Source organism: Candidatus Stoquefichus sp. SB1 (assembly GCF_001244545.1).
Lineage (GTDB): Bacteria > Bacillota_I > Bacilli_A > Erysipelotrichales > Coprobacillaceae > Stoquefichus.
Map to the genome: position 1 here is coordinate 383,451 of NZ_LN852693.1, position 13,751 is coordinate 397,201.

A 13,751-nucleotide genomic window follows, 5' to 3' on the forward strand; every position below is an offset into this window, starting at 1 on the left:
AAACATTATATGTTGATATTAATTTCTGCAAAAAATCAAGGTAGTACAAGTCTCCACCTATTTCAAAACACCATATATTGATATTAAACAAAATATTTAAAACAATTTATTATAAAAACTATAACATTATAAGAAAATGACAGTATTTTTGCAAAAAAGAGGAGAATCCTTGTTAATGCTAAGGATTAGTCCTCTTTTGATCATTAATAATCCTGTTGGCTTTCTTCGTTATTCATTAATTGAACACCAGCTGATGTTCCAATACGTGTTGCACCAGCATCAATAACAGCCATCATATCAGCATAATTTCTTACGCCACCACTTGCTTTGACTTGACATTTATCGCCAACAGTTTTCTTCATTAATGCAACATCATGTGGTGTTGCTCCGCCTGTGCTAAAACCTGTTGATGTTTTAACAAAAGTAGCCCCTGCTTTTACAGCCAGCTGACAAACAGTAACTTTCTCTTCATCAGTTAATAAACATGTTTCAATAATAACTTTTACACAGTAATTTCCGCTTGCTTCAACAACCGCTTTTATATCATTATAAACAAGATCTGTATTGCCATCTTTTAAAGCACCAATATTAATAACCATATCCACTTCATCAGCACCATTTTCAATAGCATTTTTTGCTTCAAATGCTTTGACTTCTGAAGTATTTGCTCCTAATGGGAAACCAATAACTGTACAGATTTTAACATCTGTATCTTTTAAATATTGGGCACAATAATGAACCCAAGTTGGATTGACGCAAACAGAAGCAAAATCATATTGTTTAGCTTCTTCACATAATTTGTCAATTGTTGCTTGTGTTGTGTCTGCTTTTAATGCAGTGTGATCAATAAATTTGTTGTACTTCATCTTCATCTTCTCCTTTAAATATTTTATCAATTGCTTCTAATGCTACATATTTATCTCCTGGATAAGGTTCATTTCCAATTGAGGATGCCATAAACTGTTCATGTCCTTTTCCTAAGATTAATATGATGTCGCCTTTATTAGCGATTTCTATAGCTTGTTCAATCGCAATCCGACGGTCTTCAATAATAACACTGACTGGCTTTTCCAGATATTCTTGAATATCCAAACAAATTTCATGGATATCTTCATCACGATTATCCTCTGCTGTCAATATAACCTGATCACAATACTGATTCGCCAGTTTTCCTATCTTTTCACGTTTGTTGTAATTCTTTTTTCCAGGAGCCCCAAATACAGCAATAATACGTCCTGTTGTCTTCACGTGTCGGGCAAATTCAAATACTTTCTCAAAGCTTCTAGCATGTTGACAATAATCAACAATTACATGAAAAGGATAAGGATGATCTAATAATTCCATTCGTCCATCAACGCCTTTTATATAGCTAATTGATTCTAAAACCTGACTAATTGGCATCTCTAAAGCTAATAACGAGGTAATAACTGCCAAAACATTAGAGATATTAAAACGTCCTAAAACAGGTACAGAAACATGTCGCATTTCTTCATATATCTGTAAATCAAATTCGCTATGATCAATAAACAATTGAATATTTCTTGCCATAACATCTGATTTGTGTTCAATTCCATATGTCAACAAATGACAATGCAAAGAATCCTTAACCATTGTATAAAAACGAACCTCATCAGTATTAAGAATAGCATATCCTTTTTCATCAACCAAAGAAAATAATTTTGCTTTGGAAGCCATCAGATTTTCCATTGTACCATGAAAATCCAAATGTTCTTCATAAACATTTGTAAAAATAGCAATATCAAAATGAACACTATCAACGCGTTTTAAAGCCAATCCATGACTTGAAACTTCCAATGTCACTCCTTTAATATCACTCTTTACCATATCATGTAAATGACGTTGTAAAAAAATTGTTTCTGGTGTTGTATAAGGGCACTGTTCAATATGACCTGCATATTCAATATTGTTTGTTCCAATATAACCCATTTTTAAATAATGTGATAAAACCTCTTTAATCATTAATGCAACAACTGTTTTACCACTTGAACCAGTGACTCCAATCATTGTCATCTTATAACTTGGATGATCATAAAACAAATCAGCAACGCGATTTAATTCGTCTAAAACATTATCTACCTTAATATAAAGAACATCACGATGTTTATATGCTAAAGGTTTTGAATAGACAATGCATTTTGCACCTTGAAAAACAGCATCTTCAATATATTTATGACCATCAACACTTAATCCATCAACACAAAAGAATATTGAATCTTTACCAACATAGCGTGAATCACTATGAATCGAAACAATTTTAAATTCTTCTTCAACATCAAATAATTCATTTATCTTTTTCACTGATAACACTTCCTATCAATTCCACACCATCACGTGCTTCAATATATACCTGATATATGTGACCAATAGCAGATTCTGATAATGGAACATTGACTTTCAAATAATTTGAAGCATGACCAGCCATATAATCACCATGTCGCTCTTCAATTAAAACTTCTAAAACTTTTCCAATTTGAGTATCTGCAAATTCACTTTGTAATTGCGTTGATAATGCCATCAATGTTTTGACTCTTTCATGTTTGACTTCACCATCAACTTGTTCTTTCATTTTAGCAGCTGGTGTTCCCTGACGAGGTGAATAAGGGAAAACATGCAATTGATTAAAGTGCATTGATTGAATCCATTGATATGTTGTCTCAAATTCCTCTTTAGTCTCACCTGGAAACCCAACAATAACATCAGTTGTTACAGATAGAGATGGTAACTTTGATTTTAATTCATCTAGTTTTTTGGAAAATTCTTCAGTTGTATAATGACGATTCATACGTTTTAAGGTCGCATCACAACCTGATTGAATCGGAATATGAAGATGATCAACAACGATTGGTGATGTTGCAATTAAATCGATAATTTCATGTGAGACTTGACTCATTTCAATTGATGAAATGCGTAATCTTTTTAAGCCTTTGACCTTAGTTGTTAAATCTACTAATAAATCATAAAAACTATAATCTTTTAAATCCAATCCATATCCCGCTGTATGAATACCTGTTAAAACGATTTCAACAAAACCATGATCAACAAGTTTTTGGGCTTGTTTTAAAACACTTTCAGGCAAACGTGAACGTACTCGTCCACGAGCATAAGGAATAATACAATAAGTACAGAAATTGTTACATCCATCCTGAATTTTCAAAAAGGCTCTTGTATTTTTGGTAAATTCATCAATATCTAAATCTTCAAAAACAGATAAATTCATTACATCTGCTACATGTATAACAGGTTCATGAGTCTCCTTATAAATATTCACAAATTCAACAATTCGATTTCTATATTGTGTCCCTAACACAACACAAACTCCCTCTATAGATGCTACTTCTTCACTCGCAATTTGGCTATAGCAACCCACAACACAAACAATTGCATCGGGATTTTGGCGAACTGCCTTTCTAATCATTTGACGTGATTTTGAATCACCAGTATTCGTTACTGTACATGTATTAATAACATATACATCTGCTTTTTCTTTAAAATCAACTTCCTGATAACCATCCTGATGAAATAATTTCAGCATGGCTTCAGATTCGTATGTATTGACTTTACATCCTAACGTTAAAAATGCAACTGTCTTCATAAACTTCCTTTCTATTGATATTTTTTCAATATCTTCTGATATGTTTTTTCTTGAATAAGAGATTTATCTCTCAACAAATCCAAACAATCCTTATATAAATAATTTTCTATATTATAAGCAATTGCTTTAACATCACTTAAAGCAACATCAACATGACTACTTTCATCTTGAATAATAACTTTATTTAATAATTTCTTTGTTTCTTTTTGAAAAATATAAATTGTTTTTAAAGCCTCATAATAAAGACATAAATGTCTATGATCTTCAAAAACATTTTCTAATGATGAAAAAGTCGTACGATAAATTCCCTGACCATATAAGTTTTCTGGCGTCTTTTCTTCAACTTGATAATTCTTAATATATTCACGATGCTGTTTCAACAATAAAATTTGATAATCATGTGTATAACGCTGATTAACAAAGGGTTCAAGATATGGGATATATATATCTGTTTGACTAACTTCATCAAAAAAATGAGGAGCCTTTTGTAAAATTTCAACAATATCATTATTAAACATTTTTTGTTTTTCATCATAATTTAAATAATCTAATAAATCATAGTGTTGATTCAAAAAAACTTCATACATATTCTCAATTTGATTTTGGGTTAACATTCCTCGATATATCACTTCATAAGCAAACAAATCAAATTCATCTTTTATTTTTACTTTTAACCCCATTGCTTCTAAAGACAATTTAGCTGCTTCTATTTCTTGATAAATTGCTGTCTTTGAAACAGGAATTTTTTGTCCATATTTATTTAAACTCTCAATAAAACCCATTATTTCATCAACTCCCTTGTATACCCTATAACACTTAACATATAGAGCGGAGCTGTCTCACTCCTTAATATTCTTTTTCCTAATGAACACGGAACAATATCTAATTTTTCCATTTGTGCAATTTCACTTTCATCAAACCCACCTTCTGGACCAACAATAATTGTTATACTTTGATATGTACTTAAGAGTGCTTGTGCAAAATGGGCATGCTCGCCCTGTTTACTTGATTCTTCATAAGCAACTAAATTAATATCAGAGAGATAAAGTGATAAATCATTGATTGTCATTAATGGCATTAATTCAGGAATGACCTGACGATAAGATTGTTCACTTGCTTCTTTTAAAATACGCTGATAACGTTCTGTTTTTTTGGTAAATGTCTTAGCATCCGTCTTAATAATACTTCTTTTTGATAAAAATGGAACAATACGATGAACACCTAATTCAGTAGCCTTTTGTAAAACAAGTTCAAATTTATCATTTTTAGGCAAACCATAAACAAGTGTCACAAAAACATCTAATTCATGTGCTTCATTTAATTCTTCTTTTTGTTGTAATTTCCCTATAACTATATCTATAATCTCATAAATATATGTTTTTCCTGATGGTAAAATACAAACAACTTGATCACCATTATGATATCGCATCACACGTTGCATATGCTTATGATTATAATCATCTATCATAATATAGTTGTCTTGAATACAATTTTCATCAATAAAATAACGTTGCATAAACATCCTCCTTTGGCTATTTTATCATATTTTTAGCAATATAAAAAGAAAAAAGGCACAAAAAGAAAATGCATAAGTTCCCTTATGCATTCATAATTGTAAACCTGTCATTTTGATAATCAACAACAATATGACTACCACGCACAATATCACCTTTAATCATTGCTTTAGCAATTAAAGTTTCGATATGAGATTGAATAAAACGTTTTAATGGTCTAGCTCCAAAAGTTGGATCAAAGCCTTCCTTAGCAATTTCTTCTTTTGCACTCGAAGAAACTTGAATAGTAACTTTTTGATCAGCTAATCGTTCAGATAACTGATGAACAAATTTATCAATAATCTGATATACAACTTGTTGATCTAATGAATTGAACATCACAGTCTCATCAATTCGATTTAAGAATTCTGGTTTAAAATGAGCTTTTAATTCGATTTCAACTTCATGTCTTGTTTCTTCATTATTTCCCTGCAACAAATATTGTGAACCAATATTAGATGTCATGATAATAATTGTATTTTTAAAGCTAACTACATTTCCTTTAGAATCAGTAATACGACCATCATCTAAAACTTGTAATAAAACATTGAAAACTTCAGGATGTGCTTTTTCTATTTCATCCAATAAAACAATACTATAAGGAGCACGTCTGACCGCTTCGCTTAATTGACCGCCTTCTTCATAACCTACATAACCTGGTGGCGCACCTAATAATCTTGAGACACTAAATTTTTCCATGTACTCACTCATATCAATACGAACAATATTCTTTTCACTATCAAAGAGTTGTTCTGCCAAACTTTTTGCAACTTCTGTTTTTCCTACACCAGTTGGACCTAAGAATAGGAAAGAACCAATTGGTCTATTTTCATCATTAATACCAGCACGTGATCTTAAAATAGCATCACTTACTTTTTCAATTGCTTCATCTTGTCCCATGACTCTTTGTCTTAAAATTTCATCAAGATGTAATAACTTTTCTCTTTCAGATTCCATTAATTTATTCATTGGGATACCTGTCCAGCGAGCAATCACTTCGCTAACAGTATCAACAGTGACTTTTTCTTGTAAGAGTGCATCTTCTGATTCATTTGATTGAAAATCTGAAATTTCCTTATTGATTCTTGGTAATGTCTCATATTTAATTTTAGAAGCTTCTTCTAAATTTCCTTCTGTCTCATATTTATCTTTTAAAGCTTCTAAACGTACTTTTTGATCTTTTAATTCTTTAATATGATCTAATGCTTTCTTTTCTTCTTTCCATTTATCAGTCAAACCAATCATTTTCTCATCAAGTGAAGCAATTCGACTCTTAATTTCATCTAATCGTTTTTCATTGTCATCGTTTTTATCTTCTTTTTCTATTGAAATACGTTCCATTTCTAAACGATTCTTTTCTCTTGTAATGACATCTAATTCTTCTGGTAATGAATCAATTTCCATGCGGACTGATGCACAAGCCTCATCAATTAAATCAATAGCTTTATCTGGCAGGAATCGATCAGTAATATAACGTTGTGACATATTGACAGCCCCAACAATAGCACTATCGGTAATTTGAACACCATGATGTGATTCAAAACTATCTTTGAGTCCACGTAAAATTGCAATTGTATCATCTGTATCAGGTTCATCAACTGTTACCTTTTGAAAACGTCTTTCCAGGGCTGCATCTTTTTCAATATATAAACGATATTCATCTAATGTTGTTGCACCAATACAATGAAGTTCACCACGCGCTAACATAGGTTTCAATAAATTAGCCGCATCCATTGCCCCATCTGTTTTTCCAGCACCAACCAATTGATGAATTTCATCAATAAACAAAATAATATTTCCTTCAGCTTTCTTAATTTCATTTAAAACCGCTTTTAATCTTTCTTCAAATTCACCACGATATTTAGCACCAGCAACCAACGCTCCTAAATCAAGTTCGTAAAGTGTCTTATTTTGCAAACTTGTAGGAACATCATTTTTGAAAATACGCCATGCCAATCCCTCTACGATTGCTGTTTTCCCAACCCCTGGTTCACCAATCAAAATTGGGTTATTCTTTGTTTTACGTGATAAGATTTGAACAACTCGTCTGATTTCTTCATCACGACCAATGACCGGATCCAATTTTCCATCTTGTACATCTTGAATTAAATCTCGACCATATTTTGTTAAAACTTCATATTGATTTTCTGGATTTGGATTATCTACCATTTTCCCACCTCGCATTTCTTTAATCGTTTTTTCAAGTTCTTTTTGATTCAAATGAAACTCTTTAATAATTTCCTGAGTTAAAGAACTTTGAACTTTAAACATTGCCATCATTAAATGTTCAACACTTAAATATTCATCTTTATAATCATTCATCACATTTTGAGCTTTCATAAGCAACTGATTAAGATCATATGAAATCCTAATCTGACTTTCATCTACCCCTTCAATACGAGGTTTTTGACTTCTTTTCTTTTCCAAAAATGATCTAAATTGATTTATATCTACATTAGCTTTTGTTAAAACACGATAAAATATACCACTAGTATCTTCCAATAAGGCAATCAGAAGATCTTCAATATCAACAACTTGCCGAGACATTGACAAAGTCTCTGAAATTGCTTTTTGTAAGGCTTCCTGCATTGCCATTGTCCATTTTTCTATATTCATATAATCACTCCTTTAGCACTCTTCATATCTAAGTGCTAACTATAGTATATCACTATTTTTAGCACTGTCAACACTTAAGTGCTAAAATTTAAATATTCTTAAGACTTTCTTAATGAATTTATTCTCTTTTATTATGACCATCTTAAAACCATTTTATATTTCTTTTGATAAGATGATTGTGTTCATAAATATGGGAGGTTTATTATGAAAAAATTAGCGATTCTTTTTGGAGGTCATTCAAGTGAGTATAGTGTTTCGCTTGAATCAGCTTATTCTGTTTTAAGCCATATCAATAAAGAAAAATATGACTTGTATATGATTGGTATTACAAAAGAGGGAAAATGGTATCACTTTGATCGGGATATTGAACAAATTAGAGATGATACATGGTGGCAAAATCCATTACATTCTGTCACTATTTCACCCGAACCTACACAACATGCATTTATTGAAATGAAAAAAGATCATTTTATCTATGTATATGTTGATGCAGTATTCCCTATTCTTCATGGTCAAAATGGTGAAGATGGTACGATTCAGGCTCTTGTTCAATTATCTGGCATTCCATTAATTGGCTGTTCACTTATGAGTTCTGCACTTTGTATGGATAAATACAGAGCACATGCTATTGTTTCTCAAATGGGCATTAAAACACCTAAAGCATTGGTATTAACATCATCATCTGATTTAAACACATTTAAACAAGAAATTCAAAAATTACACTATCCACTTTTTGTAAAGCCTATGAAAGCAGGATCATCTTTAGGAATTTCTAAAATCACAGATTTTTCTGAATTAAAACCAGCAATTTCTCTGGCATACCAATATGATAATGAAATTATTATTGAAGAAGCCATTTCAGGATTTGAAGTTGGATGTGCTATTATGGGAACAGATCAATTGATAGTTGGACGTGTAGATGAGATTGAGTTATCACAGGGATTTTTTGATTTCACAGAAAAGTATTCACTGAAAACATCTCAAATCCATATGCCTGCAAGAATTGATTCAAACATCGAAAAACAAATTCAAAACACAGCAAAAATAATCTATCAGGCACTAGGGTGTCAAATCTTTGCAAGGGTTGATATGTTTTTAACACCTAAAAATGAAATTGTTTTTAATGAAGTCAATACAATCCCAGGATTCACATCACATAGCCGTTTTCCAAATATGATGAAAGGCATCGGACTTTCTTTTACTGAAATATTAGATACTATTATTGAAATGGGGTTAGCTCATGAAAACCATCGCTTTACATCCAACTGATATTCATAAAGGTCCACTCATTCTTATTAATTCTGATTATCCTTATTATGAAAATCCTCATTTACGCATTATTGAAGAGCATCAAATCTTATTAGAAAAAACAACGATGAATTTATACAATCAGATCATTAATGATCCCTATCTTCAAAAGAATATTATGCCTACAAGTGGTTATCGTACAGCCATCCAACAAACTCAAATATATAATGATTCTTTAAAAGAGAATGGTCTGGATTTTACTCAACGTTTTGTCGCACTACCACAACACAGTGAACATCAAAGTGGACTTGCTATTGATTTAAGTTTATCGCATGAAGATATCGATTTGATAACGCCTCATTTTGTTGACCATAGTGCATGTGAATATTTTAAAAACCGTGCTTTAGAATATGGTTTTATTCAAAGATATACCAAAGAAAAACAATTTATCACAAATATTGATGATGAACCATGGCATTTTCGTTATATCGGTATTCCCCATTCTTTTTATATGTTTGAAAATAATCTTTGTTTAGAAGAATATATAGATCATTTAAAACGATATTCTATTTATCAACCATTACATTATTGTTATCAAAATCGATTATTTACTATTTTCTACGTCCCTGTAGCGCAAGAAAGTGTTCATCTTTCTTTATCTGATCAAGCCATTTATCAAATTTCCGGAAATAATGTTGATGGCTTTATTGTAACATCATGGAGGGCCTATGTTTAAGAAAAATTATCCTTATATTGATATCATGCGTATCATAGCAGCTATTCTTGTTATTGGTATACATACTTATCCTTTTTTACAAATCAGTAAAGAATTTGATTTTTTAACAACTCATGTTCTTGGAAGAATCGCTGTTCCCTTCTTCTTTATGACAACAGCATTCTTTCTTTTTCAATCAGGTTTACCCTCATCACAAAAATTAAAAAAAGTCTTTAAACAACTGTTTATGATTGATTTAATAAGTATCATTCTTTACTTACCTATTCAAATCTATAATCATTCTTTATCTTTAAGTCCATCAATCATTTTTAAAGATCTTTTGATGAATGGAACATTTTATCATTTATGGTATTTACCTGCTTCAATGATTGGAATTTTGATTGTTTATCTTTTGTTGCGATATTTATCAATAAAACAAAGTTTTTTGATTGTTTTGATTTTATATATTATTGGATTAGGTGGTGATTCATATTATGGCTTATCTGTACAAATTCCCCTCTTAAAAAATCTTTATTCAGGAATTTTTCTATTTTGTGATTATACCAGAAATGGGGTTTTCTTTGCTCCTCTTTTTATAATCTTAGGTGCATTCATTGCCCAACATCCACAAAAAATTCATAAAAAGGCTTGGTTTATTGCTGGTGGTGTGAGTTTTGCTGTGATGTTTATAGAGGCATATTTATTAAATCATTATCAATTTCCACGCCATGACGCTATGACTATAGCATTGCCTTTTGTTATGTATTGTCTTTTCATGATTTTAATATCTTTTAGTGGAAAACGATATTCACTTTGTAAAGACTTATCACTTTATGTTTACATTATTCATCCTTTTGTAATAGTGATAATCAGATTAGTAGCCAAATTCATCCATCTAGAAAATATTCTTGTCCAAAACAATTTATTACACTTTCTTTTTGTTACAGTCTTTTCATTTATGATTTCTTATATTTGTCTTTGCATTAAAAACGGAGGTCTTTATCATGATAAATCAACAAATATATAAAGAAAGAAGCTGGATTGAAATTGATCTTGATGCCCTTATTCATAACGTTCATGAAATTTCTACTTTATTAAAAAAGCCATCGCAAATTATGGCCGTTGTTAAAGCTGATGCATATGGACATGGTGCACCTATCATTGCCCAGACACTAGAAAAATCTGGAATCCGTTATTTTGCTGTAGCAACATTAGATGAAGCTATTGAACTCAGAATGCATCATATCCAAAGTGAGATTTTAATTCTTGGATACACTTCACCACATTTGGCTAAATTTCTTCACCAATATCATCTAACACAAACAGTTATTGATTACAATTATGCTTTACAACTTTCTCAAATGCATATTCCTTTAAATATTCATATCAAGATTGATTCAGGAATGCATCGTTTAGGAGAAGATTATCATGATCTTTATCATATTCTAAAAATATTTGAATTACCGCATTTACATATGACAGGAATTTTTTCTCATCTCTGTGTTGCTGATAGTTCAAAAACTGATGATATTGATTTTACACATCAACAGTTTCAACATTTTAATGAAACCATTTCAAAGTTACAAAAATTAGGCTATAACGTTGGAAAAGTACATATGCAAAGTAGTTATGGTTTACTTAATTATCCTGAATATCAATATGATTATGCCCGAATTGGGATTGCCTTATATGGTGTTTTATCAAGTCCCAATGATTTTATGAAACATCCTATCCAATTACAACCGGTTCTTTCTATGCGTTCTCATATTGCCTGTATTCATCAAGTGAGTGCCAATAGCGCAATTGGTTATGGTAGAAGTTATACTTTACAACAAGATAGCCTAATTGCAACAGTTCCAATTGGTTATGCTGATGGATTACCTAGACAATTATCATCTTGGCAAAATGTTATTGTGAATGGTAAAAAAGTTCCTATTGTGGGAAGAATTTGTATGGATCAGTTAATGATTGATATCACCTCTCTTCCTCATTGTCAAGTTGGTGATATTGTCACTATCATTGGCAAAGATCGTCAAGCACAAATAACGGTAGAAGAACTAGCCAACAACGCAAATACCATCAGCAATGAAATATTAAGTCGAGTTGGTCAGCGACTTCCCAAAATTTATTATCAAAAAGGAGTCAATCATGAAACGCTACAAACGTCAATATTATCAAAAACCAAAGTCATTTCCTAAAAAATTAGTTATTATCGGAATTGTTCTTGGTATTTTAGGAGTCACTACGTATTTTCAATGGACACGTATCCAACTTATTTTAAAAGGTTATAATCTAACCGAACAAACAATGATTTTATCTTTAGATGACCAAGATATCAAGACATATTTACAAGAGCCTAAAATAGCCCATTTAGAGACCTGGAACACTTTGAAAAATCAACAGCACTACCTTGAATACATAACTTATCAAAAATATCATCCAGATATTTCTAAAGAAGACGTTGTCACATATATCGATACATTTTATCAAAACCATTATGAGAAACTCAAACAACTTCATTATCCTGATGATATTCTTTTACAAATGATGGAAACAGCTTCTATCAAAGATTTTGATAGCCTTATCCAACAAAATTTAGATTATCAACAAACCAAACCGTTTTTGTCAATCAAAGGAATGGTTTATCAACATCTCAATCAGTATATTCAATCTCAAAAACAACCTTTACAAGCAGTATTATCTATATCCTATCCATTTATTGATTCACACAATGAAGTGACTCAAAACTACCTCATTGTTCAACCTAATGCTTATACAACCCTTATAAAAAAAGGATTTCAAATTGCATCAGATTATGTACCAAAAGATCTTGTTACACCCAATTTACCATACAGTCCTGATTGCGACAATAAACAATTGCGAAAAGAAGCTGCCAATGCTTTAGAGGATATGTATCAGGATGCTTTAAAAGAAGATTTACATTTAGCAATCAATAGTGCTTATCGAACTTATCAGCAACAAAAAGCAATTTATGATGACTATCATCAAAAGTACGATGAGGTCACAGCAAATGGTCTCGTTGCAATACCTGGCTGTAGTGAACATCAATTAGGTTTAGGAGTTGATTTAACAAGTCAAAGCGTTCTTGATCATCAATGGCGTTTTTTTGGTGATACACCTGAATACCAATGGGTTATTAAAAATGCTCATCGTTACGGATATATTCTCAGATATCCAAGTCAGAAATCTGCCCTTACAGGAACTGCTAATGAACCTTGGCATTTTCGTTATGTTGGTAAAGATGTTTCACAAATCATCTACGAAAACAATTGGACATTAGAGGATTATATATTACACAACGGATTTTCATCAACTTTACAGAAGATAAATAAATAACAATATATATTGATATTAAACTCACTTGAATCCCTATTCGGGTGAGTTTTTCGTTTGTATTTCAAAACACCATATGTTGATATTAATCGCATGTCATTAAGCAAGGATTTGATATTATACCACTATTTCAAAACACCATATGTTGATATTAATCAAGACCATGATGATTATTAACTTGTTTACATATGCATTTCAAAACACCATATGTTGATATTAATCCTATATCACGGATACCACACAACAGGACATGAAGACTATTTCAAAACACCATATGTTGATATTAATCTTTTACTTCCTGATCAGTGACGTTTCCTCCACCATATTTCAAAACACCATATGTTGATATTAATCTTAATTATTATACCATCAAGGATTCTCGAGACTCATATTTCAAAACACCATATGTTGATATTAATCGGCAGAATTTGAAGCAATTACGACACAAGAAGAATTATTTCAAAACACCATATGTTGATATTAATCGTTTGCCGGCCGTAGAAAGCTTTTTTACTACAGTAGATTTCAAAACACCATATGTTGATATTAATCTTAATCGTTCCATGGTTATACGTATTCTTATACAAGAATTTCAAAACACCATATGTTGATATTAATCAGGAATGTAGATGCTTGTACCAGCATAATACTC

General features: G+C 31.2%; 11 protein-coding genes and 1 CRISPR repeat array (1 of these 12 only partly in view). Of the genes, 5 read left to right on the forward strand and 6 right to left on the reverse strand.

All coding sequences use genetic code 11. The features are described 5' to 3' along the window. Positions 1-203: 203 nt before the first annotated feature. From deoC to BN1865_RS03060, 6 genes are all read right to left on the reverse strand, one after another. Positions 204-866, reverse strand: a complete 663-nt coding sequence (gene deoC / locus BN1865_RS03035) for a deoxyribose-phosphate aldolase (RefSeq protein ID WP_050635787.1) — start codon at positions 864-866, stop codon at positions 204-206. Further along, complete coding sequence (locus tag BN1865_RS03040) at positions 844-2,319, reverse strand: UDP-N-acetylmuramoyl-L-alanyl-D-glutamate--2,6-diaminopimelate ligase (protein ID WP_050635788.1); 1,476 nt, start codon at positions 2,317-2,319, stop codon at positions 844-846. The genes deoC and BN1865_RS03040 overlap by 23 nt, the downstream gene beginning before the upstream one ends. Beyond that, complete coding sequence (gene mtaB, locus BN1865_RS03045) at positions 2,303-3,613, reverse strand: tRNA (N(6)-L-threonylcarbamoyladenosine(37)-C(2))-methylthiotransferase MtaB (RefSeq protein ID WP_050635789.1); 1,311 nt, start codon at positions 3,611-3,613, stop codon at positions 2,303-2,305. Before mtaB ends, BN1865_RS03040 begins: the two co-directional genes overlap by 17 nt. Positions 3,614-3,624: 11 nt before the next feature. Further along, complete coding sequence (locus tag BN1865_RS03050) at positions 3,625-4,395, reverse strand: hypothetical protein (RefSeq protein ID WP_050635790.1); 771 nt, start codon at positions 4,393-4,395, stop codon at positions 3,625-3,627. After that, the gene (locus tag BN1865_RS03055) at positions 4,395-5,129 is read right to left on the reverse strand and encodes an RsmE family RNA methyltransferase (protein WP_050635791.1); all 735 of its coding nucleotides are present in this window, start codon (positions 5,127-5,129) and stop codon (positions 4,395-4,397) included. Before BN1865_RS03055 ends, BN1865_RS03050 begins: the two co-directional genes overlap by 1 nt. A gap of 82 nt (positions 5,130-5,211) precedes the next feature. Further along, positions 5,212-7,782, reverse strand: a complete 2,571-nt coding sequence (locus BN1865_RS03060; RefSeq protein ID WP_050635792.1) for an ATP-dependent Clp protease ATP-binding subunit — start codon at positions 7,780-7,782, stop codon at positions 5,212-5,214. 204 nt (positions 7,783-7,986) lie between these two features. Here BN1865_RS03060 and vanG point away from each other — a divergent pair, with 204 nt between their 5' ends. Genes vanG through BN1865_RS19060 form a run of 5 tightly spaced genes read left to right on the forward strand, consistent with a single transcriptional unit; the run spans position 7,987 to position 13,102 of the window. After that, positions 7,987-9,051: a D-alanine--D-serine ligase VanG gene (gene vanG, locus BN1865_RS03065; protein WP_102134056.1), complete on the forward strand. Its 1,065-nt coding sequence runs from the start codon at positions 7,987-7,989 to the stop codon at positions 9,049-9,051. Then, positions 9,023-9,766 (forward strand): D-alanyl-D-alanine carboxypeptidase family protein, encoded by a 744-nt coding sequence (locus tag BN1865_RS03070; RefSeq protein ID WP_050635794.1) that lies wholly within the window; start codon positions 9,023-9,025, stop codon positions 9,764-9,766. The genes vanG and BN1865_RS03070 overlap by 29 nt, the downstream gene beginning before the upstream one ends. Next, on the forward strand, positions 9,759-10,772 hold the full coding sequence (locus BN1865_RS03075; protein WP_050635795.1) for an acyltransferase: 1,014 nt from the start codon (positions 9,759-9,761) through the stop codon (positions 10,770-10,772). Before BN1865_RS03070 ends, BN1865_RS03075 begins: the two co-directional genes overlap by 8 nt. Then, a complete protein-coding gene (gene vanT, locus BN1865_RS03080; protein WP_050635796.1) occupies positions 10,750-11,943 on the forward strand; it encodes a serine racemase VanT catalytic subunit in 1,194 nt (397 codons plus the stop codon). Before BN1865_RS03075 ends, vanT begins: the two co-directional genes overlap by 23 nt. After that, positions 11,894-13,102 (forward strand): M15 family metallopeptidase, encoded by a 1,209-nt coding sequence (locus BN1865_RS19060; RefSeq protein ID WP_050635885.1) that lies wholly within the window; start codon positions 11,894-11,896, stop codon positions 13,100-13,102. Before vanT ends, BN1865_RS19060 begins: the two co-directional genes overlap by 50 nt. Positions 13,103-13,160: 58 nt before the next feature. Then, positions 13,161-13,751: a CRISPR direct-repeat array (repeat unit 30 nt; unit sequence ATTTCAAAACACCATATGTTGATATTAATC) (it continues 164 nt past the right edge of the window).